The sequence below is a fragment of the Virgibacillus profundi genome, assembly GCF_002287375.1.
GTDB classification, from domain to species: Bacteria; Bacillota; Bacilli; order Bacillales; family Amphibacillaceae; genus Virgibacillus_K; species Virgibacillus_K profundi.
This window is the reverse complement of the sequence record NZ_NPOA01000005.1, coordinates 1-24,262: the sequence shown is the minus strand read 5'-3', so window position 1 is coordinate 24,262 and position 24,262 is coordinate 1. Positions and strand designations below refer to the sequence as shown.

The following is a 24,262-nucleotide window of genomic DNA, read 5'->3' as shown; positions in this document are numbered from 1 at the left end:
TATGTACATTAAAATTTAATGTGTATAATTTGGGGTCAGATGTTCGACCTATTCATCTATCTCAAGTAATTGAGCTCTTAATTGCTGTAACCTTTCTTTTGCTTTAATAATTTGTACTTTGTCCTTCGCCTGCATCGCATCATATAATGTAACGAGTTCATAATCAATTTCCATACGTATCACTGGCAGCTTTTCCTGAGCTTCTTTCCGTCTTAGTGCCTCCATTACATATTTCAATTTATTCACAACCTTTCAGGTGGTTTTTTAACACCTTTTATATATTTATGACTAATATTTCGATTTGGTTCAATATTTTCTCAAAAATCAACTGGTTATTTTATAACATTCCCCAAAGTCAGCTATTTTTAAACATGTTTTATATAAGTTACAACAACATAAACGTTAAAGCTTGACTGGTTTCGTTTTTTACTTAATAATAATCATTATAATGTAGATTGATTTAAAAATAGGAAGGATGGAACACATGGTATTTCAAGGATTTGAAAAAAATGATTTTGAAACCTTTTCAATAGATGGTTTAGATGCGAGAATGGAAGCAATACAAACAAGAATACAGCCTAAATTTCAGGAAATTGGGAGTTATTTAACCGACTATTTATCTGCACAACTTGGTAACGAAGTATTTTTACATATTGCAAAACATGCAAGAAGAACTGTTAATCCTCCAAAGGACACTTGGCTCGCAATAGCGGATAATAAAAGAGGTTATAAAAAACATCCACATTTCCAGGTTGGAGTATTTGATGATCATGTCTTTATTTGGCTGGCATTAATATATGAACTTGATTACAAAAAAGAGATTGCAAAGTCATTTGTCAAAAGTTTTGATGAAATAAAGCAACTTCCAGATCAGTATGTCGTTTCCCTTGATCATATGAAAAAGGATTCCATCCCATTAAAAGACTTAGAACTGAAAGATGTGGAGCGTTTTCGGGATGTGAAAAAAGCGGAGTTTCTCATCGGCCAGCATCTAGCTATTGGTGATGAGCGGCTTACAGATGGTGAGCTGTTTTTAGAAACAGCTAAAAATACCTTTCATACATTGATTCCATTATATCAAAAGGCATTAGGCTCTAAATAAGCCTGAAAGCAGCACCTTCTAGTTAGGTGCTGCTTCCCTACATTTTAATTTTATTTTCATTTGATTCTCTTGCTTTTTTTACCACATGATAGCTGGAATACCCAGAAGTTTGTTCAAACTCCGAGAATAACTTTTTTTCCTCACTTTTAGATGGCACAATTTCTTTGAAATTTCTATACATCGCAATTAAATCTGAACGTGATATAGTTTTCTCATAGGCTTTTTCGATTAAACTAAAAAAATTAACTACATCAATAATTTCTTCTTTTGTCCAGGTTTCGTCTATAGGATACTGATAACTCATTTTACCGCTTCACCTCACTTTATCCATTTTCCTTTAATATCTTCGGCTTCCTTTACTATTGATTGTATTAATTCATCAACTGCAGGGATATCATTAATTCTTGCTGCGCCTTGACCTGCCCAACCAAAACCATTTAATCCATCGCCCTCATATATATACTTTTTATTTGCTTCACCACTTATATAATCTTTTAGTGACTCATAGCCTTGCTCCAGTTTTTCTTTATTTAGAATTTCATCTGTCCATGAATTTTTTAAAGCTCTTGCCGGCGCACCAATGGAACGTTTAATAACTACTGTAGAATTTTCATCTGCATCAAGTATCGCTTGTTTATAGATTTGATGTGCATCTATACATTCCTTTGTAGCAATAAACCTTGTTCCCATTTCAATTCCCTCAGCTCCAAGGGCTAATGCTGCCATCATTCCCCTGCCGTCGACTATCCCACCTGAAGCTATTACCGGAATGGAAACATGATCAACCACTTGAGGAGTTAATATGAGTGTTCCTGTATCTGCACGTCCTAAATGACCTCCACCTTCTTGCCCTACAACCATGACCGCATCAGCACCTAACTCTTCGGCTTTTTCGGCCTGCCTTCTTGCTGCAACAAGTACAAGTTTTTTAATATCATGATCTTTCACCATATCCAATACCGGTTTCGGATTCCCACCGGTTACAGAAATAACAGGAACCTTCTCCTCAATAGCCACTTCCACCATATGTTCAAATGGGCGACCATGTTGACCAATTGCGAAGTTCACTCCAAATGGGTTAGAAGTCATCTTTTTTAACTTTTGAATCTCTTCTCGCAACTTATCCGGATTCGGAAGACTCATTGCTGTTATTTGACCCAAACAGCCAGCATTGGATACTGCAGCGGCTAAATCAGCATATGCCAGATAGGCCAACCCACCTTGAATTATGGGGTATTTGATCCCCAATAGCTTTGTCACTCTGCTCTCCCACTTCATATATTCATCCCCTAGCTAATATTGTTACAACCATGTTATCATTTTTTTGTTAATGATGGCTAATACCGCAATTATTTTTGGCTCTTTTCGTAAACTTTGGGACTGCACTTCATTCGCCCCACCTAAATACCGTGACTGCGCACTGCTCGCCCCATCAAAACCATTTGTTGCTTTTTAACCTTCGCCGTTTCTATATAATGCGAAGTAACTATTAATGATAATATGTGCTAAATTTACCGCTACGGAAACACACTTCGCTGGCAATATGCTTTTAACTTCAAAAAGTGATTTGCTACTCAATTGAATCAAACAAGGTGATATCCTCTTTTGTGGCGGTTGATTGGAGCGTAGGGCAGTCGACTCCTGCGGGAATAGCACGTGTCCGAAGACCCCGCAGAGTGGTTTTCTCGAGGAGGCTGAGGCCGTGCCCGCGGAAAGCGACTGCCCGAAGCGGAAATCAACATAGCAGTTACTTCGCATTTTACATCAACTATGGTGCAGTTTAACACCAAATCTCTTCGGTGGGACGAGCAGTGTGCAGTCCCAACTATGAGAAAACAGCTTAATTATTTAAAAAGAATTTAAAAGTTTATATAAAAAAAGAACTGCAAAATTAGCAGCCCTTCATTCATATGATTAGTTATTTTTCATCGCAATTTGGACATGTACCATACAGGATAGTTACTTTCTCTTCATCGAAATGCTCAATTACTTCCTGGCAATCCTGACATATGATTGTTCCCATGAGGTCCAGCTCCTTCATATTGGATTGTGTTATCGTAAGGATATTATAATATAACACATTGGAAGTTTCAATCCTTATATGGTATGTCATATTAAGTGAATGTGTTATTTATTTAAAAATAAGAGCAAAACAGCCTGCAAATAAGACTTAGCAGGCTGTTTTATAACACATATTATTTTGTTTGAATTAAATTTGGATCTACATTTTCATATCCTTTATTTTGTAATCCAGTTACAATGCTTTCAAGTGCTGCAGCAGTCCATTCTCTGTCATGCATCAATAAATTGGATCCATTACCAAGCAGTTCTGTATTAACCATAATATCTGTCAAAGCTTCTTTCGTTCTGTATTGCTCCTCCCAGTCATAACCAAATGACCAATTCATCAGTTTCATGCCTTCTTCTTCGACAATTTGTTTAGAAAAATCGGTATTTACACCATGTGGGGCACGAAAGAACTTAGGACGCTCTCCAATGATTTCTTCTACTCTATTATTTAATTCTACAATCTCTTCTTTTTGCTCTTCATCAGATATATCCGATAATAATGGATGGCTATATGTATGGTTACCTATAATAAAACCCATATCATGAATTTCCTTCAACTTTGCTTCCTCTTCAGGTGTATCAAGAAAATGACCATTTACAAAAAAGATTGCATTGACATCTAATTCTTTTAAAGTTTTTGCCATTTCAACAGCATATTGATCTGGTGCATCATCAATTGTTAAAAGGATTACTTTTTCATCTGTACCTTCATCAATTGGTACAATGGACCAGTTGTCTGAAACTTTATATAAGGGCTCCGACTCTTTTTCCTTTGAATCCATCTCATTTTCTTCGTCTTCCACTTCTTCTACCTCTGTCTTTTCATCAGCAATATCTGTTTCCTGTTCCTGTTCTTCCTCTTGATGTCCCTCTTTATTTTCTGCACTCTCATTGCTAACTGGCTCATCGCTATTACAAGCAGCAAGAACAATAAGGAGTGACAAAAAAAGTACTCTCACTATCTGCTTCATTACTTCTCCCCCTGATGTATTATATGTGATTACTCTATTATAGTAGATTTATTGAAATGAATACAATACTATTCTACTATTCCTAGGAAGAAGAATATTTCTCCGTATTACACATATAAACAAAATGTTTTCATTCTGATCACAGTTCTATAACAATTCCTTTTATCACCTATTCTCCTGTTACACTGTTTCCATAAGATTTATAATACAACAGGAAGAAGGTGATCCATATTAAATGGAATAAAGTTTTCTCTGTTATTATATTAATATTATTTATATCAGGATGTCAGCATACAAATACTATGGTAGATGTCATCACATTTAAGCCTTCTAATTATCAAGTTATGTTTTTTCCGAATAACACCGAAAAAGATACGAAAAATGTATATATGGATGCTATGTTGGAGTTGAAAGCAAAATACCCCAAGGCATTTACTGAGGTTGAAGCAATAGAAAAAGAAGTTGATGAATTGAAAGATGTGATAAAGCAAGATGAACCTATTTTAATCATTTCAAAAAATGGACGAACTATTTCTCAGCTATCAGGTGAAAAACCAAAAACAGAGATCGTAGAACAATTGGAAATGACAATGAAATAGATTAGAAAACTTGGCATTCGCCAAGCCTTTAGGCGATGCCTTAGTTGCACTTATGCAAATCTTTACGGTGGGGCGAGTAATCGGAGCCCCAGAAAGAAATATGGATATACTTTCTTTACTGCCATAAAAAAGAGAGCTGTGCAAACTGACAGCTCTCTTTTAATATTTGTATATTATTTCATCATATGAATTGGAGTACCAAGCGCTACTTCTGCAGCTTCCATTGTGATTTCTCCGAGTGTTGGATGTGCATGAATAGTAAGTGCAATATCCTCAGCAGTCATTCCTGCTTCAATCGCCAAACCAATTTCAGCAATCATGTCACTTGCATTTGGCCCCGCAATTTGTGCGCCAATTACAAGTCCATCATCTTCACGAGTAATTAGTTTTAGGAAACCATCACTATTGTTTAATGAAAGTGCCCGGCCATTTGCAGCAAATGGGAATTTTGAAGCTTTCACTTTATATCCGGCATCTTTTGCTTCTTTTTCATTGTATCCAACAGTAGCAAGTTCAGGATCTGTAAACGCAACTGCAGGGATAGCAACGTAATCAACAGCAGATTTTTCACCACTGATTGCTTCAGCAGCTACTTTTCCTTCATAAGATGCTTTATGAGCAAGTGCAGGTCCAGCAACAATATCACCAATTGCATAAATGTTATCTACACTTGTGCGACATTGTTCATCTACTTTAACCAGACCTTTTTCACCCATCTCAATACCTACTTGTTCCAGTCCGATTTCTTCGGTATTCGGACGGCGTCCAACTGTAACTAGTACATAATCAGCTTCAATGGCTTCTTCTTTTCCTTTTGATTCATAAGATACTTTAACACCATCTTTAGATTCTTCAACGCCTTTAGCCATAGCTTCAGTTATGATAGTTGCGCCTTTTTTCTTAAGATGTTTCTTAACAACCTGAGTCATTTGTTTTTCAAATCCACCAAGAATATCTTTTGTACCTTCCAGGATAGTTACTTCTGAACCGAAGTTAGCATATGCGGAACCTAATTCTGTTCCAACATATCCCCCACCGATAACAACAAGTTTCTTAGGGATTTCTTTTAGGTTTAGAGCACCGGTAGAATCTAATACGCGATCAGTAAATTTAAAGCTAGGAATTTCAATTGGTGATGAACCTGTTGCAATGATACAGTTTTTAAATGTATATGTTTGAGAATTTTTCTCATCCATAACTTTTGCTGTATTTTTATCAACAAAATATACTTCACCATTTAAAATATCTACTTTATTTCCTTTTAGAAGTCCTTCCACTCCGGAAGTCAGCTTGTTAACTACGCCGCCTTTCCATTCCTGGACTTTTGAGAAGTCAACTGTTACATTTTCGGTTTTGATACCCAATTCTTCACTTCCGAAAGCGCCTTGAGCCATGTGACCAGCCTGAATTAATGCTTTAGAAGGAATACATCCTACGTTTAGGCAAACACCACCAAGTGTCCCTTTATCAACGATAGTTACCTTCTGTCCTAATTGCGCAGCACGGATGGCGGCTACATAGCCACCAGGTCCTGCTCCAACAACCAGTGTGTCTACCTCAATTGGAAAATCTCCTACTACCATAATCTACGCCTCCATCATAATTAATTGTGGATCGTTCAACAACCGCTTGATTTGATTGAGAGCTAATTGTGCTGTAGCTCCATCAACAATACGATGGTCAAAACTCATTGATAATGCGAGAACTGGTGCAATTACAATTTCTCCATCACGAACAATTGGTTTTTCTGCAATTCGCCCAATACCAAGAATAATTGCTTCAGGGTAGTTTAGAACTGGAGTAAACCACTGTCCACCGGCAGATCCAATATTTGTAATTGTATTTGAAGCACCACTCATCTCTTCAGATGTAAGTTTACCATTTCGTGCCTTTTCTGCCAATTCATTGATTTCAGCAGAAATAGTAAATACTGATTTTCGGTCGGCATCTTTTAGAACCGGTACCAATAGACCTTTATCTGTATCTGCGGCAATACCAACATTATAGTAGTGTTTCTGAATGATTTCATCTGTTTCATCATCGACTGCAGCATTCAAAATAGGGTATTTCTTGGATGCTGATACGAGTGCTTTCACAACATACGGTAAATAAGTTAATTTAATATCCTGTTCAGCTGCCACAGCTTTAAATTTCTTACGGTGTGCAACAAGCTCTGTTACATCGATATCATCCATTAAAGTAACATGCGGTGCTTTGGTTTTCGAATTAACCATTGCTTTGGCGATTGCTTTACGGATCCCACTCATTTTCTCACGAGTTTCAGGGTATTCGCCTTTTGGTGCAACTGGCGCTTTTGTTTCTTTCGTTGTTTCTGTTTTTTCTGCAGTTTCGGTTGCTGTTGTTTCTGATTTTTGGTCACCACTTAAGTAACTGTCGATGTCCTCTTTTAATACACGACCGTTTTTACCCGATCCGGCTACTGCATGTATTTTCACATCATTGTCACGAGCATATTTTCTTACTGATGGCATGGCAATAACACGTTCACCATCTGATTCTGCTTCATCACTATCATCAGACTTTTCAGCAGCTGCTTTTTCTTTTTTCGGCTCTTCTTTTGCTGGAGCTTCTTTTGTTTCTTCTTTCTCTTCAGATGAATCATCAGAATCCGATTCATAACCTTCAGCATCAAAAGTAATTAACGTATCTCCAACAATTGCTACAGTACCTTCTTCAACATGAATCTTTTTGACTGTACCTTCTACCGGGGATGGAATTTCAACAACCGCTTTATCGTTTTGCACTTCACATAGTTCGTCATCTTCTTTAACTTCGTCGCCTTCTTTAACGAACCACTTTACGATTTCACCCTCGTGAATTCCTTCACCAATATCGGGCAATTTAAATTCAAATGCCATAATTATTACCTCCTATCTCAATTTAGAAATTTATTACTGTGTTGACTTTCTCTACGATATCTTTATGGTTTGGCAACCATACTTCTTCTGCTTCCGAGAATGCATAAACTGTATCCGGAGCCGTAACTCTTAGTACCGGTGCTTCAAGATGCAGGATTGCCCGCTCCTGAATTTCCGCCACAATATTCGCAGCTACACCTGCTTGACGCTGTGCTTCCTGAACAACAACTACACGATTCGTTTTTTCGACAGATTCAATGATTGTATCAATATCAATTGGTGATACTGTACGTAGATCGATAACTTCTGCCTCTATTCCATCTTTTTCAAGCTCTTCTGCTGCTTTAAGTGAAGCATGAACCATTGCTCCATAGGCAATAAGGGTAACATCTTTACCTTCACGTTTTATATCAGCTTTTCCTAATTCCAGTGTATATTCTTCTTCCGGAACTTCTCCTCGGAACGAACGGTATAATTTCATATGCTCCAGGAAAAGTACTGGATCATTATCACGGATGGATTGAATTAAAAGTCCTTTTGCATCATATGGTGTTGAAGGAATAACAACTTTAATTCCAGGCTGCTGTGCGATTAATCCTTCCAGTGAATCTGCATGAAGTTCTGGTGTGTGCACACCGCCTCCAAATGGTGAACGGATTGTAATCGGGTTAGTATGACTTCCACCTGAACGGTAGCGCATACGAGACATTTGTCCACTAATTGAGTCCATTACTTCATAAACGAAGCCGAAGAACTGGATTTCCGGGACTGGACGATAGCCTTCTAAAGCCAAGCCAATGGAAAGACCGCCAATTCCGGATTCAGCTAATGGTGTGTCAAATACACGGTCTTCACCGAATTCATCCTGCAATCCCTCAGTAGCACGGAATACTCCGCCATTTTGACCAACATCTTCACCAAATACAAGCACATTTTCATCATTTTTTAATTCTGTGCGCATTGCATCAGTGATTGCTTGAATCATTGTCATTTGTGCCATGATTTACTTCGACTCCTTTTCTTTGTATTCTTCCATTTGTTCTTGAAGATTGGATGGAAGTTCTTCAAACATGTTTTCCATCAAATCAGTAACTTTTTGTTTTGGGTATGCATCTGTTTCTTTAATTGCTTTCTTGATATCATCTTTTGCTTCTTCAATTACTTTATTTTCTTCTTCTTCAGACCATAGTTTTTTACCTTCAAGGAATTTACGGAAACGAACCAATGGATCTTTCTTTTCCCACTCTGAATCTTGATCATCCGTACGATAACGAGTTGGATCGTCACCTGCCATCGTATGTGGTCCATAACGATATGTCATTGTTTCAATAAGTGTAGGTCCTTCTCCATTTACAGCACGATTACGAGCATCCTTCGTAACAGCATAAACAGCCAATATGTCCATCCCGTCTACTTGAATCCCTTCAATTCCTGCAGCAACAGCTTTTTGTGCCAAAGTTTTTGCATTTGTTTGTTTTTCTACAGGTACAGAAATTGCGAATCGGTTATTTTGAACGATAAAAATCGCTGGCGCCTGATAAGCACCTGCAAAGTTAATGCCTTCATAGAAATCACCTTGTGAAGTACCGCCATCCCCTGTATAGGTTATCGCAACTGTTTTCTTGCCGCGCTTTTTCATACCCAACGCAACACCAGCTGCTTGTACATATTGAGCACCAATAATAATTTGTGGACTCAATGCACGTACATTTTCGGGCATTTGGTTCCCGTGATAATGTCCTCTGGAGAACAAGAATGCCTGGTATAGTGGTAGTCCCTGCCAAATCAGCTGTGGTACATCACGATATCCCGGCAATATAAAATCATCTTGTTCAAGTGCGAACTGACTGCCTAACTGTGATGCTTCCTGGCCTGCTGTCGGAGCATAGAAACCTAGGCGGCCCTGACGATTCAAAGCAATAGAACGTTGATCGAGTATACGCGTATAAACCATTCTGCGCATAAGCTCTTTTAAATCCTCATCCGATAGATCAGGCATATCATCTTTATTGACTATCTTTCCATCTTCATTAAGAATCTGGAACATTTCGAACTGACTTTCAACACTTTCAAGTACGTATTTCAAAATAGGTCACCTCTTCCTTTCTTTGTATCCTTTTTAATATTGTCTTTCCTAGCCTACCCAAATACAAGAAAAAACTGTACCATTTGCTCTTATTCCTGTACCCTTTTCTATTTTTTGTTAATCATAATTAATGAGCATCTGTAAAACTGTTACATAAATAATATAAAATTGACTGGTACAATTATTTAATACAGTTAAATAATATCCCATTTACTTGTATTGGTCAAACACTTTGTTTGTTTTTAGTTATATTTCTTCGCAAGGTTTCGACAGCTGTATCATTTCATGAAGTAATACAGCTTTATCTGTTACAATTAATTAAAATAACTGTATTATTTCTTTGTTGTTACCTTTCATTTAAAGCCATAAAAAAGAACCAAATCAAGATAAATTGATTTGGCTCTCCTTGAAAGATGTATTATTTTCCCTCTGAACTGTCAGCAGAAGGGTTTTCTTCATATGTCACATCGATTTCTGCCAGCTTATAGAATTCTTCTTTTAATGCATTGTACTCTACCGTATTTTCATTAAACTGTTCGTTTGCTTCAAGAACGTGCTGATAACTCTCATTAATTGTATCTATTTGGGCAGTCAATTCTTCCTGCTCCAATTCCTCCGATTGAAGCATGGTATACAGTTCTTTTTCCAGTTCCAATGATTTTGTATAAGCTGTGTGAAGTGTATTGTATGCTTCGTATCGATTATCCATGATTTCATCCATTTTTTCAGCTTTATCTTTTACATCCGGATCCTCCAGATTTTCTATTAAATCCTGCGTTTTATTAAACTCCTCCTGAGATGCATCAATACTTTCTTTTTCCTTTGCTATTTTTTCAGCTCGCTCGTCTATGATTTCGATTGCTTGGCTGGATAGTTCCTTAATTTTATCAAAATCATCCATTCCCAAGTCAATGATTTGGCTGTATAACTTCTGTTCCTCTTTTTCCAGTTTGGTTATTTCACTCTGTTGACTTTCAAATCCTTCTTCCAAAGAAACTGCTTCCTCTAGATGATTATGTATTTTTTCTTCTGTTGTTTCCCCACTGCATGCAGATAATATTGCCATGCTGATGATTAATATAAATAGTAATTTCTTTATTGCCACGTAATATAACCTCCTCATTCTATGTTGTTAGTTATGATGTTTTTTAGTATACCATTAGAAAACTTGGTTGTCACCAATCCCTTAGGTGACAACTCAAAGCCCGCACTTATGCAGTAAGAAAGTATTTTGTACTTTCTTAACTGCCAAAAAGTGAATTACTCATGATATAATATTGTATACTTTTAAGTTATCCTATTAAATGATGTTTAGAAAGTCGCGCAAGAACCTCTACTGCAAATTTATGATTATTATGGCTTGGTTATGTTAAAATGTTAGATTGATAAAAGTATTCATTTATTATTAATAAAAATTAATTGGGAGTGGCATATATATGATAACAATGAAAGATATCGTTCGTGAAGGGCATCCTTCATTAGTAAAAGTAGCACAGGGAGTAGAAGTTCCATTGAATGAGGAAGATAAAGATCTTTTAAAAGCTATGATTACTTTTTTAAAAAATAGTCAAGATGAAAAAACCGCTGAAAAATATAAATTGCGTGCAGGTGTTGGACTCGCCGCACCACAATTAGGAATTGATAAACGCTTGGTTGCCATACATTTTGAGGACTTAAATGGGAAGTTATACAGCTATGGATTAGTTAATCCCAAAATAATCAGCCATTCCGTTGAAAGAACCTATTTATCTTCCGGTGAGGGCTGCCTTTCTGTTGATCGTAATGTAGAAGGTTATGTGCCACGGCATGCACGTATCACCCTAAAAGCAACTGATTTGGAAGGAAACCCGCTTAAATTACGCTTAAAAGGTTATGCTGCAGTTGTTTTCCAGCATGAAATTGACCATTTAAATGGGATTATGTTTTACGATCATATAAATAAAGATAATCCATTTGCTATACCTGATAACGCAAAACCCGTCGAATAATGATTAGTAGGATGTCCTAACAAATGGACATCCTATTATTAAATTAGTTCTATATGTTTTAAGCCTTTTAAAATACCGTCATCAACAACACTGTCTGTCGTGTAATCAGCAACTGCTTTCAGATCGGGAACCGCATTTCCCATTGCAATCCCTGTTCCAACCTCCCTAATCATTTCCAGATCATTTAAACCATCACCAAAAGCATAGGAGTCTGTTATATTCAAACCACTTGCTTCAATCAGTTTTTCCACCCCAACAGCTTTCGAACCTCCACCTGGTAAAACATCACACGAATAATCATGCCAACGAATATAATGAAACGAATCATGATTCGTTACAAAATGTTTTTCTTTTCCTTTTTCACAAAACAGTAATGCCTGATAAATGGTGTTATCCATAAAGAAGGATGAATCCACTTCCGGATAATTATATTTAAGACTTTGCAAACTTTTCTCAATGTGCGGGTGATTACCAACAGATGCCCGCATTTGTTTTTCATTCATGAATACCATTGGATAATTATTTTCTGTTGATTCCTTATACAGTTTGATAAGCTCATCCTGCCCCAATGGATTGTTGTACACGACATTCCCTTCAAATACGACGTACTGGCCATTAAAACTGACATAGGATTCGATTTCCAATTCTTTTCGTAAATCTTCAAACATAAAAGGCGCTCTTCCGGTTGCTATTGCAACATATATCCCATTTTGTTTTAATTTTTGAATTGCTTTTTTAGTTGAAGATGGGATTTGCTTTTCATCATCTAAAATTGTTCCATCAATATCAAAAAAAACTATCTTTTGATTCATTTTTTAAAACCTCCTAGACTTAGTGTTTTTATGCTTATGAATAAGAATCCACTCTCTTGCAAAAAATAAAATATAACAAATGGAAACGTTCATAAATTATATTTTTTCACACAAATAATGGATTTTTATTTCAATATTCCTTGAATCGTACTATACTATAGATAAGAGGGATTGGATCGGTAGAACGTTTTTGTTGCTTTTCTTGAAAATTATGAAAGGAGATGTGTGTCCTCATGTTAAAACGCCTAAGAGAAAAGCTGAAAAAACGCTGGAAAGATTTTTTAGGCCAAGGACGTGTACCTACAACTTATAAAAAAGACTACCATTGATGCAGGCCAATCACAATCAAGGTACCATATATTTTTTTATCATGCTATGAATACACATTAATAACAGAAGAAGTTATATAGAGCGGAATCTATGATAACAATTTAATCAGATGTTCAAACTGAGTTATATTTTTGTAAATGAATATAGCCTTTTTGAGCAATCTTAAAAAAACAAATATATATAGAAATGTTAGGAGAGATGAAATGATTTATAAAGTTTTATATCAAGAAAACAAGGAAGAAGTGCCTGTCCGGGAACGCACAAAAAGTGCTTACCTAGAGGCCGATTCCGTACGGGAAGCACGAAAAAAAATAGGTAATCGCAAATACAACATCGAGTATATCCATGCATTGGACGAAGCACATTTAGATTACGAAAAACAATCCGAAAATTTCACAGTGGAGAATGTATAACTTATGAAATTTGTGAAAAATGACCAGGCAGCGGTATTTGCATTAGGTGGACTGGGTGAAATTGGGAAAAACACCTATGGCGTTCAATTCCAGGATGAAATCATCTTAATCGATGCAGGAATTAAGTTTCCTGAAGATGAATTACTGGGAATTGATTATGTTATACCGGATTACACTTACCTGGTACAAAATCAGGATAAAATTAAAGGATTATTCATAACTCACGGACACGAGGACCATATCGGCGGTATCCCTTTTCTGCTTCGTGAAATTAATATACCAATATATGCCGGGAAACTTGCAATTGGATTAATTAGAAATAAATTGGACGAGCACGGTTTATTAAGAACTGCAAAATTAAACACAATTCAAGAAGATGATGTCATTAAATTCCGTAAAACTTCTGTTAGTTTTTTCCGTACAACTCATAGTATCCCTGATGCTTATGGTATTGTTGTTAAAACACCACCTGGAAATATTGTTCATACAGGTGACTTTAAATTTGATTTCACCCCTGTAGGTGAACCAGCTAATCTGACTAAAATGGCTGAAATAGGTAAAGAAGGCGTACTTTGCTTACTTTCAGATAGTACCAATAGTGAAGTCCCCGGCTTTACCATGTCCGAGAAAGTTGTTGGTGGCACTATTAATGATATATTTGCCCGAGCAGACGGGCGGCTAATTTTTGCAACCTTTGCCTCTAATATTTACAGACTGCAGCAGGTTGTAGAAAATGCAGTCAAGCATAACCGAAAAGTAGCTGTATTTGGCCGCAGTATGGAATCAGCAATTAATCTTGGACAGGAATTGGGTTATATTCGGGCACCAAAAGAGACATTTATTGATGCAAATCAAATAAACCGCCTTCCAGCACAAGAGGTAACTATCCTGTGTACTGGTTCTCAAGGTGAAGCGATGGCTGCACTGTCCCGAATTGCTAATGGTACACACAGACAAATCCAAATAATTCCTGGTGACACAGTTGTATTTTCTTCTTCCCCAATCCCTGGGAATACAGTTAGTGTCGGCAGAATAATAAACAAATTATATCGTGCAGGTGCTGAAGTTATTCATGGAAAATTGAGTAACATTCATACATCGGGTCATGGTAGTCAAGAAGAACAAAAGTTGATGCTAAGACTTATTAAGCCGAAATTTTTCATGCCAATACACGGGGAATATAGAATGCTTAAAGAACATGTAAAGCTTGCAGATGCATGTGATGTTGATCCGGCTAATACCTTTGTAATGGATAATGGCGATGTATTAGCATTAGGTAAGGATAATGCAACCATAGCAGGTAAAATCCCTTCCGGCGCCATTTATGTTGACGGAAGCGGCATTGGAGATATTGGAAATATTGTACTCCGTGACCGTCGTATTTTATCTGAGGAAGGCTTAGTTATTGTTGTTGTAAGTATTAACATGAAAGAATTTAGAATAGCCTCAGGTCCGGATATTATCTCTCGTGGGTTTGTTTATATGAGAGAATCAGAGGATCTTATTAACGAAGCACAGAAGCTTGTGGCTGCTCATTTGGATAAAGTGATGGAAAGAAGGACTACACAGTGGTCTGAAATTAAAAATGAAATCACCGATACAATAGCACCATTTCTTTATGACAAAACAAAGCGCAGACCAATGGTACTGCCTATCATTATGGAAGTTTAAAACTAAAAAGCCAATGTTGGATACCATTCCAACATTGGCTTTTTTAATGGGCTTTTCGTATAAATTGGGACTGCGCACTGCTCGTCCCACCGAAGTAATTTGTTGTTATCTGCCCCGTAGTCGATGTAAAATGCGACGTAATTACTGTTTGCTAAGTTTTTGCTATAATCTCCGTTCGGGATCGCTCCGAGCGGATGCTTTCCGCGGGCACGGCCTTAGCCTCCTCGAGAAAACCACTCTGCGGGGTCTTCGGACACGTGCTGTTCCCGCAGGACTCACCGCCCTCTGCTCACCCGAACTGGTGAGGTGGTTTGATGTTTTAAAAATTGATTACTAATGCAGTACTTCGGCAGTAACCGGAAATCCAGCGGAGGAAACACATTGAAGACTCCTGCGGGAGGAAAGGCATAGGTGAGACCCCTAAAGACGAGTAGCACGAGGAGGCTCACCAAGCGAAATGTGTTTTCGTAGCGAATCCCTGCTCTCAACAAGCGTTTGCAAATGAATTTTCACTATGTCGCACTTTATATCAACTTTCCTGTAAAAAACAACACTTTTTTCAGTGGGACGAGTAACTGCGGTCTCAATCTTTTAGAAAACTGATTTTATAATATACGGTGCATTGCTTTTCCTAAATCCGGAAATTCCACCTTTTTATTCGTAAAGAATTCTTTAATAAGAAATTGCCCATATTTTACTGCTTGTTCATAGGTGATTTTTCCGGGAAGTGGTGCCATATCTTCAATTGCAACATCAATTATTGCTGGTTTATTTGATAAAAATGCCTGTTTCAGTAAATCAGCTAAATCCTCAAGTTTATCAATATGGTAACCCTCTCCCCCACAAGCTTTGGCAAACGCAGCAAAGTCAATTTCCTTCATATCTGTCATATAATTTAGGTGACCCATTTCCTGCTGTTCATATTTTATCATTCCTAATTTACTGTTATTCAGAACTACAATTTTAATTGGCAGATCATATTTGACGGCTGTTATAAAATCATGCATAACCATGGTGAATCCGCCTTCCCCACATATTCCCACTACCTGTTTGTCAGGATAGGCGATTTGCGCAGCAATCGCACCAGGTAACCCTGAGCCCATTGTTGCCAGCCTACCTGAAATAAGAAATTGTTGTATCCAATACTTGTCAATGGATGTTCATACGTTTGTGTTTCGGCAAATAAATCATCTGGTACGTTTAATACGGCAGGGCCCTTTTTAGCATATGCTGTACGGATAGCCATATTTAGTAAATCTGGTAATTGTTTTGCAGTAACTGCACTTTGATTAAAAACGGCTACATTATCAAACATTCTCTCTAAATTAATTTCCTGGAATGCATCGGTGCCCACTTCTGTGCTGAAGACCTGACCTACAATTGCTAATACAGGTACACCATCCTGTTTCGCATCATATAATCCATTTAATAGATGCACTGTTCCAGGACCCGCTATGGATAAACAAACACCAATTTTCCCTGTCAATTTTGCGTAGGCACTGCTGCTAAGGCTCCAACCTCTTCATGTCTAATCTGAAGGAATTTTATAACGATTTTCCTTTTTCCTAAGATCATCGATTAATTCATTAATTGAATCACCCGGCATTCCATAGATATGATCAATTTTCCATTGTTCCAATAAATTTGTAATTATTTCTCCTGTACGATATTCAGACATATACTCCACCTTTTCTAAGTAATTGATGTATAGTATTCTATTTCCTTAAATGAGACAAAAAAACCCCTACCTTTTTTGATAGGAGTTTAAGCTCATTTAATTCTCAATAACTAAATGTTTTTCAAATCTTGATATATCTTTGTCTGATCCAATTACAATAAGTACATCATCTTCCTTTAATACATCATCTGCACTTGGGGACACATTAATCTCTTTACCATGTTTGATTGCTACAACGTTACATCCGTAATTTGCCCGAATATCAAGGTCAACCAACGTATTTCCACGCATTTTCCTTCCTGCTTTTACTTCAACAATACTATGATCATCTGATAATTCCAGATAATCAAGAATATTATTAGAAATGATACTGTGCGCAATACGTTTTCCCATATCTCTCTCGGGATGTACTACCTGATCAGCACCAATTTTATTTAATATTTTTTCATGTCTGTCATTTTGAGCTTTTACTGTAATTTTCTTAATACCAAGATCAGTTAATATAACGGTTGTCAGTATACTTGCCTGGATATTATCACCTATAGCTACAATGACATGATCAATATTTTTAATGCCCAGTTCCTTCAATGATGCTTCATCTGTTGAATCAGCAATTACTGCATGAGAAGCAATATTTTTGTATTCATTCACTTTATCTTCATCATGATCAATTGCCATTACTTCCATTCCTTCCATGCTAAGTTCACGACAAATACTTCCACCAAATCGTCCTAAGCCAATTACCGCAAATTCCCGTTTCATAACATCTTTCCTCCATTATCAACCTGAATAATTTTAGTCTACCACAAACCTGGATTAAAAGAAGCAATCCCTTTTTGCGGAATTGCTTCTCTAATTTTAAATTGCATCAAGCATTTGGAATTGTGATTTTACCAGTTCGAAATATTTCCCTTGCTGTTTCATTAATTCATCATGATTTCCGTTTTCCAATATTTTCCCATTTTCAAGGACGAATATATTATCGGATTCTCTGATTGTTGAAAGACGGTGTGCAATAATGATGGATGTTCTTCCTTTCAGCAGCCTGCGAAGTGCTTTTTGAATTTTCACTTCTGATTCTGTATCAATACTTGCCGTTGCTTCATCCATAATAATAATTCTTGGATTTGCGAGAAGTGCTCTGGCAAATGAAAGCAATTGACGTTCACCTGCTGATAGTACATTTCCACGCTCTTCTACTTCTGTTTTATATCCATCAGCCAAACGGCTTATAAAGTCATCTGCACCAACAACTTTAGCAGCATCAATTACTTCTTGATCTGTTGCATCCGGACGTCCAAAACGAATGTTTTCCATAATATCTCCTGAGAAAATAAACGTATCCTGCAGTACAACACTAATTTGTTCCCGGAGTGAAGCAAGCTTCACATCACGTAGATCATGACCGTCTATTTTCACAGATCCTTTTGTTGGATCATAAAATCTGCTGATTAGGTTTGCAATGGTGGACTTACCACTTCCTGTATGTCCAACAAGAGCAATAGTTTCTCCTTGCTTTATATCTAGACTAATCTCATGTAATGCAATACGGTCTGATTCATAGGAAAACTGGACATGATCAAATTCTATTTGACCTTTCATGTCTGTAAATTCAAATGCGTTTTCTTTTTCATCTACGTTAGGCTGCTCATCCAAAAATTCAAATATACGTTCAGAAGCAGCCATCGCCATTAAAAGCTGATTGTACATTTGCCCTAGTCTGGATATCGGATCCCAGAACATACCTAAGAAAAAGGCAAACGATACAAAGGTTCCTACTTCAATACCATTGGTACCACCGCTATTAATATTTAATAAAATCAAATAGGCACCAAATGAGATTAGAATAACCGTTCCTATTGCGTTACTCATCTCAACTAATGGACGAAACATCGCACTTCTTTTCGTAGCATTACGCCAAGCTTCAAAATTATCTTCATTTAGTCCATTGAAAAATTCAGCATTTTCCTTTTCCTGAGAAAATGATTGTGTAATCCGTATTCCCTGGATACCTTCATTCAAATGAGAGTTTATACGGGATTGCTGGATTCGCACATCCTGCCATGAACGACGAATATTTCTTCTGAGCTTTGTTGAAATATAAAACATGATTGGCAATACAACCATTATTGCCAATGCCAGTTCAGGACTTAAAACAAACAAAATAACGATGATACCCACTAATGTAACAATGTCCATTAATAAGTTGATAATTCCATTTGTAAAAAGTTCCTGCAGGGAATTTATGTCATTCAGTATACGTACCAATATCGATCCCGCTGAACGGGTATCGAAAAAACGGTGTGAAAGCCGTTGAACGTGTGAAAAAAGATGTTGACGCAAATCATAAATAACATTTTGCCCTAATATATTTACCCATTTAATTCGAAAAGCATTACCAACATAGTTTAATAAGTATAATACTCCAATAATAACAACCAAATAAGTTAGCATTGTCGTATCTTTATTACTGATCGCTACATCTATTGCTACTTTACCAATAAGAATTGGTACAGCAAGACGTACTGCTGTTGATACAAGCATAGCTATAATTGATGCAGGCAGATAAGTCTTTGAATATGGTTTCAAAAAAACCAGCAATCGTAACATTTGCTTCCAATTAAATGGTTTCTCAATTGCCTGATCGACCGTATAATAAAAGCGCTTTAAATGGCGGCTTTTTTCCTTTGCAACTTTACTTGATTCAGCCACTGTAATCCCCCCTTTGTTAATTTACAGTATTCATTATTTCTTCACGATCCTGGTATTGAATATCATAAATACGTTGATATGGACCATTATTATTTAATAATTTATCATGTGTTCCGCGCTCTACAATTTCTCCCTCTTCCAGTACTAATATTTCATCAGCATGCTTTAATGAAGAAATACGATGAGCAATAATAAAGGAAGTTCTTCCTTTCATTACTTCTTTTAATGCTTTTTGTATTTTGAATTCCGTTTCCATATCTACTGCAGAAGTAGCATCATCTAATACTAAAATACTTGGATTAATGCATATGGCACGGGCGATAGCTATCCGTTGCTTCTGCCCACCGGATAATCCCATACCGCGCTCACCTAACAGGGTATCGTAACCTTTTGGCATTTCCATAATAAAGTCATGTGCCTGTGCCCGTTTGGCTGCGTCAATAACCTGCTCATCCGGCATTTCAGGATTTCCGTATGAAATGTTTTCTCTTATTGTTGTTGAGAATAAAAAAGGTTCCTGTAAAACAAATCCAATTCCTTTTCGCAATGATTTTAACTTATAATCCGAAACAGGTCGCCCATCAATCAGAACCTCTCCCTTTTCCGGTTCATAAAAGCGAGTAATCAGTTGAGTAATACTTGTTTTCCCTGAGCCTGTTGCACCAATTAAACCAATTATCTTTCCAGGTGGTGCATCAAAACTAATGTCTTTTAATGCAGAATCATCATTTTCTGTATAGGTCAATGTTACATCTTTAAAAGTTACATGCCCATTTATCTCATGATCTATTGCATTTTCTTTTTCTACAATATCTTCTTTGGCATCTAAAATTTCCAGCAGTCTTTCACCAGATGCTTTTGCCTGGGAAAATTGGTTAACAACAAAACCAAGATTCATAAGTGGCCCCAGGATATACCAGACTAAACTAAAGAATGCAACCAGTTCTCCTAATCCAAGGCTACCATCAATAACGAGATAACCACCATATGCAAGTAAAGCTACTGCACAGACATTTCCGATGAATTCCATTAATGGGAAATACTTCGACCATATTTCAGATGTGTCCAAATATTTTCTACGGTATTTATCATTACTGGTTGAAAATCTTCCAATTTCGAAATCTTCTCTGGATAATGATTTCACCGTATTCATCCCACTGATATTCTCCTGAACACGGGTATTTAATTGCCCGAAGGATTTCCTGATCTTTCTAAAAGCCGGGTGCACCCGTTTGTCAAATTGAAAAACGACAACACCCAAAAACGGCATTGCAGCCATAGTTACAAGTGCAAGTGGTATAGAATAATAAAACATGACACTTAGGCTAAAACCAATTAGCAATACAATTCGAATAAGCTCCGAAAATCCAAGTGAAAGGAAAAATCGAAATCCTTCAACATCTGCAGTTAACCGTGACATGATGTCACCAGTCTTGGCATTATCATAATATCTAAATGATAATACCTGCAGCTTTTCATACAAAGCATTACGTAATTTATAAACAGTGGTAATCCCAAAATACTCGCCTAAATATTGATGAAAAAATGTAGAAAACCCCTTTACGATCATTAACAAAATAAATGCAATGGAAATATACGGTATTAATGAATACCGATCCTGCATAACTACATTATCAATTGTTATTTGCAAAACTATTGGATACACAACTGTTATGGCTGTTACAAAGAATAAGAAGATCAAAGAAATAAAGAAATATTTCTTATATGGCCAATAAAAGTGTTTTAGCTTTTTAAATGTATTCACTACGTTTCCCTCCCCCTGATGATGTTTCCATAATTACTAATATAACGGGTTCCGAAATAAATTGCCACTCCTTTTGCTTAATTTTTTAAAATTTTTTTACTTTCTTTATCGACAAAAAAATCCCCCCTGCATTAAGCAGGAGGTGTTTGTTATTATTCTTTGATACCTAAAACACGATTTACTCTTTTTCTTAACATTCTCATTCCACCTCCACCGGCTTGGTAATGTCTTAGTTTTCCTTCAGAATCAAAAACGTAATATGACGGTACATATTTATTTTTAAAAGCATCTGTCAATTTATGAAAATTGTCTATTAAAATCGGCTGAGTCATATCCTGTTCATCTGCTGCTTGTTTAATCTCATCAAAATTTAAATCTTTTTCGGACCTGGGCATGTGAACTGCAATTATATTTAAATTATCTTTATATTCATCACGAAATTCATTGATATTTGGCATAACTTCCTTACATAAATCACAGCTGATTGACCAAAAATGGATTAAAGTAGGTTTATTTCCAATTAAATCTGTCTTTCTTATCGATTTACTATTAAGCCAATCTGTTGCACCTTCAAGTTCCGGCATTCGATCTCTTAATTTCATCATCATACCTCCATGAATTAGTACGAAAGAAACTGCCTTATCCAAGAATCCCTTCATGCATTCTATTAGATAAGGATGCTTCTTTTATCACCCATTATTATATATGAGGTTAGTTTTGCAATGTTTCCTCACCCTGGCTTTCAGTTTGCAGGATGAGTCCATATAACGAAATTAAGAGCCTTCTATGCTGGAAGCAGGGAAGGCTCTGATTAGCTATTCTATGAGTGGGAAAGTGCAATACCGGTTTTAGTCGGCCTTTCTTTTAATGTACACTTTTCATTTTTTGAACAACCGCTTTTAACTTAACTTTTGATTCACCATTTGACAAACATCTTCTGCATTATAACCCTGTGCATTAATAACCGGACCTGCAATGATCGTATTGGATATTCCCATCATATCTTTATCCTGGCCTGATATAATACAGCAATCACAATAAGCTGCATCATCTTCTGAATGCAAATCAACAACCTCATGACCTAATTCCATTAAAGCTTCCTTCACATCTGTAAGCGTGCTTTCAACACCAATCCGTGCCATTCATTTTGCCTCCTCTTTAGAAAATATACATATATAGTTTCTACTCAGGAGGAAAAGTTATACAGCAAATGTCTTCCTATGGCATAAAAAAATCCCTGCCGTTATTTCATAGCTGCAGGGAAATTCTGTATCTACTATTCATTAAAGGTCTTCGTTGTATAAATATCACGTTTAAATTGTTTTAATATCGCTCTTCTTGTCAGGATCCCATCAAAATACCCATTTTCATCAGCAACACAAACAAACGGGTGATTGATGACAGCATTTAACGCATACATGAGGGTATCCCCTTCTGAAAGAAAAGGGATTTCTTTATTCATCACTTCATGAACCTGCATATCTGAAAGCTTTTCAATTTCAATTCGCTCCAAACCTAAAACCTGGTTTAGGATAACCGTTTTTCCAATGGTACCTACCAACTTATAAGAAGAATCAAGTACAGGTACTGCAGAATATCCAGATTTTATTAGAACTAATAATGCATGTTCTAAAGGATTGTTTATTTGCACATGCGCAACTTTCTCGGAGGGAATCATTAAATCTCTGACCGAAATATCTGTTAATCGTTTATCTTGTGTAACACTCATAACATAACACCCCTTATAACTCTTTGCTTTCCTTTTAATTTTGGGAAGAACCCGAAAGAAAGCTTGTATTCGCTTTCATCGGAAAATATATTATCTTGCCAAATATTTTCTTATGACTACCTTTTATTTTACCATACATACTAAGAAGAAACATCAAAAGTGCAGGTCAAGATTGAAATAAACAGTAACCTATAATACAATATGAGCATATGATCATATTGTAAAGGAGTATGGAAAGTTGTTGCCTTTCTCATCATTATCTCAGGCATACGAATTACGAAGGATTCCCTCCCTATCTTAATGGAAGGAAAACTCGGGAATATAAATGTCAATAGAATAAAGGAAACCTTGATCAAATTAGAGGGGGTAGAAAATGTTCATGATCTTCATGTATGGTCGATTATCTCTGAATTTCCTACATTAAGCTGTCATATAGTTGTTAATGATTCCGTTAACCGGGACCATCTACTGCAAAAAGTAAATACAGAAATAAAAGGAAGTTTCAACATATCACATTGTACTATACAACTAGAGGATTTTAATTCTGCAATCCATAAAGATTGTGATTTCTGTAAGTGAACTACCCACCACTTACCACCCCTACGGGTTGCTTGAAGTGGGGGCTTCTTGGGTAATCGTCACTTTTATTAGCTGACGAAATTGACCAAGCTAACCCTCTTGTTCCAAAAGTTTATATTTTTATTAGGCAGTCGCTAATAAGCGAATACCTTCGTGTTTGATATTCAGCGCGGAGTTATAATCTCTATCAAGATGTAATCCGCACTTGCATTGATAGATACGTTCTGACAATGTTATATCTCTTTCTGAACCACAACTCGAACACGTCTTTGTAGAAGGATACCATTTGTCTATCTTGACAAGTTGCTTCCCTTGTTCTTTTAGTTTGTATTGTAGAAAAGAGGTGAACATTCCCCAGCCATTGTCAGCAACGCTTTTTCCAAATTTTAGAGCTTGCGACATCCCTCTCATATCCAAATCTTCAATGATAACCGCATCAAAGTTCGTAGCTAATTCTCTTGATTTATGATGAAGGAAATTCTTGCGTTGATTTGCAACCTTTTCTTGAATTTTAGCCACTTTGATACGTTGTTTATTCCTATTAGAAGAACCTTTTTTCTTTCGAGAAAGTTTCCGTTTTTCCACGGCTAATTTATCAAGCATTTGACGATAAAAACGAGGGTAATTGGCTTTCTTACCTGTTTCACTATCAACAAATAGACCATTCATGGCAAAATCTAATCCTACAACGCTTTGAATTTCTTTATCTTTTATATCTGTCTCATACTCTGTCAAAATCGAAATATAGTATTTCCCTGACGCAGTCATTGAGATAGTGCATGACTTAATTTTATGTTTAGCAGGAATCTGTCTATGCTGCTTCATCTTTACCATTTTAAGCTTAGGTAACTTGATATGACTATCCACTAACTCAATAT

The 24,262-nt window shown here is 36.6% G+C and carries 24 protein-coding genes and 1 pseudogene; 6 read left to right on the top strand and 19 right to left on the bottom strand.

Features of this window, described 5'->3' with window-relative positions; genetic code table 11:
- Nucleotides 1–48: 48 nt before the first annotated feature.
- Nucleotides 49–237, bottom strand: a complete 189-nt coding sequence (locus tag CIL05_RS08315) for a YkzI domain-containing protein (protein ID WP_095655067.1) — start codon at nt 235–237, stop codon at nt 49–51.
- Between the two features lie 247 nt (nt 238–484).
- Between CIL05_RS08315 and CIL05_RS08310 the strand changes: the two genes are divergently transcribed.
- Nucleotides 485–1,102, top strand: coding sequence for a YktB family protein (locus CIL05_RS08310; protein ID WP_095655066.1), 618 nt, complete (start codon nt 485–487; stop codon nt 1,100–1,102).
- Between the two features lie 37 nt (nt 1,103–1,139).
- Here CIL05_RS08310 and CIL05_RS08305 read toward each other — a convergent pair whose 3' ends face one another.
- The 4 genes from CIL05_RS08305 to CIL05_RS08290 form a co-directional block, all read right to left on the bottom strand.
- Nucleotides 1,140–1,406 (bottom strand): UPF0223 family protein, encoded by a 267-nt coding sequence (locus tag CIL05_RS08305; RefSeq protein WP_095655065.1) that lies wholly within the window; start codon nt 1,404–1,406, stop codon nt 1,140–1,142.
- Between the two features lie 14 nt (nt 1,407–1,420).
- A complete protein-coding gene (locus tag CIL05_RS08300) occupies nt 1,421–2,380 on the bottom strand; it encodes an NAD(P)H-dependent flavin oxidoreductase (RefSeq protein WP_095655064.1) in 960 nt (319 codons plus the stop codon).
- A 640-nt stretch (nt 2,381–3,020) separates the two neighbouring features.
- Nucleotides 3,021–3,125, bottom strand: a complete 105-nt coding sequence (locus CIL05_RS08295; RefSeq protein ID WP_095655063.1) for a GapA-binding peptide SR1P — start codon at nt 3,123–3,125, stop codon at nt 3,021–3,023.
- A 172-nt stretch (nt 3,126–3,297) separates the two neighbouring features.
- Nucleotides 3,298–4,143 (bottom strand): polysaccharide deacetylase family protein, encoded by an 846-nt coding sequence (locus tag CIL05_RS08290; RefSeq protein ID WP_095655062.1) that lies wholly within the window; start codon nt 4,141–4,143, stop codon nt 3,298–3,300.
- A 221-nt stretch (nt 4,144–4,364) separates the two neighbouring features.
- On the opposite strand from CIL05_RS08290, the gene CIL05_RS08285 reads away from it, so the two are divergent.
- The gene (locus CIL05_RS08285; protein WP_095655061.1) at nt 4,365–4,742 is read left to right on the top strand and encodes a hypothetical protein; all 378 of its coding nucleotides are present in this window, start codon (nt 4,365–4,367) and stop codon (nt 4,740–4,742) included.
- Nucleotides 4,743–4,915: 173 nt separating this feature from the next.
- On the opposite strand, the gene lpdA is transcribed toward CIL05_RS08285, so the two are convergent.
- The 5 genes from lpdA to CIL05_RS08260 form a co-directional block, all read right to left on the bottom strand.
- Nucleotides 4,916–6,325 (bottom strand): dihydrolipoyl dehydrogenase, encoded by a 1,410-nt coding sequence (gene lpdA, locus CIL05_RS08280; protein ID WP_095655060.1) that lies wholly within the window; start codon nt 6,323–6,325, stop codon nt 4,916–4,918.
- 3 nt (nt 6,326–6,328) lie between these two features.
- On the bottom strand, nt 6,329–7,621 hold the full coding sequence (locus CIL05_RS08275) for a dihydrolipoamide acetyltransferase family protein (protein ID WP_095655059.1): 1,293 nt from the start codon (nt 7,619–7,621) through the stop codon (nt 6,329–6,331).
- A gap of 22 nt (nt 7,622–7,643) precedes the next feature.
- On the bottom strand, nt 7,644–8,621 hold the full coding sequence (locus CIL05_RS08270; RefSeq protein ID WP_095655058.1) for an alpha-ketoacid dehydrogenase subunit beta: 978 nt from the start codon (nt 8,619–8,621) through the stop codon (nt 7,644–7,646).
- Between the two features lie 3 nt (nt 8,622–8,624).
- The gene (pdhA, locus tag CIL05_RS08265) at nt 8,625–9,707 is read right to left on the bottom strand and encodes a pyruvate dehydrogenase (acetyl-transferring) E1 component subunit alpha (RefSeq protein ID WP_095655057.1); all 1,083 of its coding nucleotides are present in this window, start codon (nt 9,705–9,707) and stop codon (nt 8,625–8,627) included.
- Nucleotides 9,708–10,125: 418 nt separating this feature from the next.
- Nucleotides 10,126–10,812 (bottom strand): YkyA family protein, encoded by a 687-nt coding sequence (locus tag CIL05_RS08260; RefSeq protein ID WP_240510147.1) that lies wholly within the window; start codon nt 10,810–10,812, stop codon nt 10,126–10,128.
- Nucleotides 10,813–11,143: 331 nt separating this feature from the next.
- On the opposite strand from CIL05_RS08260, the gene def reads away from it, so the two are divergent.
- Nucleotides 11,144–11,695 carry a peptide deformylase gene (def, locus tag CIL05_RS08255; RefSeq protein ID WP_095655055.1) on the top strand — a complete coding sequence of 184 codons (552 nt, stop codon included), beginning with the start codon at nt 11,144–11,146 and terminating at the stop codon, nt 11,693–11,695.
- A gap of 38 nt (nt 11,696–11,733) precedes the next feature.
- On the opposite strand, the gene CIL05_RS08250 is transcribed toward def, so the two are convergent.
- Nucleotides 11,734–12,507, bottom strand: a complete 774-nt coding sequence (locus CIL05_RS08250; RefSeq protein ID WP_095655054.1) for a Cof-type HAD-IIB family hydrolase — start codon at nt 12,505–12,507, stop codon at nt 11,734–11,736.
- A 533-nt stretch (nt 12,508–13,040) separates the two neighbouring features.
- Here CIL05_RS08250 and CIL05_RS08245 point away from each other — a divergent pair.
- Both CIL05_RS08245 and rnjA read left to right on the top strand, forming a co-directional pair.
- On the top strand, nt 13,041–13,250 hold the full coding sequence (locus CIL05_RS08245; RefSeq protein ID WP_095655053.1) for a DNA-dependent RNA polymerase subunit epsilon: 210 nt from the start codon (nt 13,041–13,043) through the stop codon (nt 13,248–13,250).
- Nucleotides 13,251–13,253: 3 nt separating this feature from the next.
- Nucleotides 13,254–14,921, top strand: coding sequence for a ribonuclease J1 (gene rnjA, locus CIL05_RS08240; RefSeq protein WP_095655052.1), 1,668 nt, complete (start codon nt 13,254–13,256; stop codon nt 14,919–14,921).
- Between the two features lie 605 nt (nt 14,922–15,526).
- On the opposite strand, the pseudogene CIL05_RS08235 reads toward rnjA, so the two are convergent.
- From CIL05_RS08235 to cbpB, 7 genes and pseudogenes are all read right to left on the bottom strand, one after another.
- Nucleotides 15,527–16,599, bottom strand: a pseudogene (locus CIL05_RS08235) (thiamine pyrophosphate-dependent enzyme).
- A 96-nt stretch (nt 16,600–16,695) separates the two neighbouring features.
- Complete coding sequence (locus CIL05_RS08230) at nt 16,696–17,361, bottom strand: potassium channel family protein (protein ID WP_095655051.1); 666 nt, start codon at nt 17,359–17,361, stop codon at nt 16,696–16,698.
- A gap of 96 nt (nt 17,362–17,457) precedes the next feature.
- Nucleotides 17,458–19,209, bottom strand: coding sequence for an ABC transporter ATP-binding protein (locus tag CIL05_RS08225; protein WP_439144831.1), 1,752 nt, complete (start codon nt 19,207–19,209; stop codon nt 17,458–17,460).
- 118 nt (nt 19,210–19,327) lie between these two features.
- Nucleotides 19,328–21,076, bottom strand: coding sequence for an ABC transporter ATP-binding protein (locus CIL05_RS08220; protein WP_095655049.1), 1,749 nt, complete (start codon nt 21,074–21,076; stop codon nt 19,328–19,330).
- A gap of 152 nt (nt 21,077–21,228) precedes the next feature.
- On the bottom strand, nt 21,229–21,684 hold the full coding sequence (locus tag CIL05_RS08215) for a TlpA family protein disulfide reductase (RefSeq protein WP_276245339.1): 456 nt from the start codon (nt 21,682–21,684) through the stop codon (nt 21,229–21,231).
- A gap of 291 nt (nt 21,685–21,975) precedes the next feature.
- Entirely contained in the window at nt 21,976–22,218 is a 243-nt protein-coding gene (locus tag CIL05_RS08210) for a YkuS family protein (RefSeq protein WP_095655047.1), read from the bottom strand.
- A gap of 134 nt (nt 22,219–22,352) precedes the next feature.
- A complete protein-coding gene (cbpB, locus tag CIL05_RS08205) occupies nt 22,353–22,805 on the bottom strand; it encodes a cyclic-di-AMP-binding protein CbpB (RefSeq protein WP_095655046.1) in 453 nt (150 codons plus the stop codon).
- A gap of 300 nt (nt 22,806–23,105) precedes the next feature.
- On the opposite strand from cbpB, the gene CIL05_RS23050 reads away from it, so the two are divergent.
- The gene (locus CIL05_RS23050; RefSeq protein WP_095655045.1) at nt 23,106–23,384 is read left to right on the top strand and encodes a cation transporter dimerization domain-containing protein; all 279 of its coding nucleotides are present in this window, start codon (nt 23,106–23,108) and stop codon (nt 23,382–23,384) included.
- Between the two features lie 123 nt (nt 23,385–23,507).
- Here the strand turns inward: CIL05_RS23050 and CIL05_RS08195 are convergent.
- On the bottom strand, nt 23,508–24,262 hold a 755-nt coding region (locus tag CIL05_RS08195; protein ID WP_108721309.1), incomplete at its 5' end, for an RNA-guided endonuclease InsQ/TnpB family protein.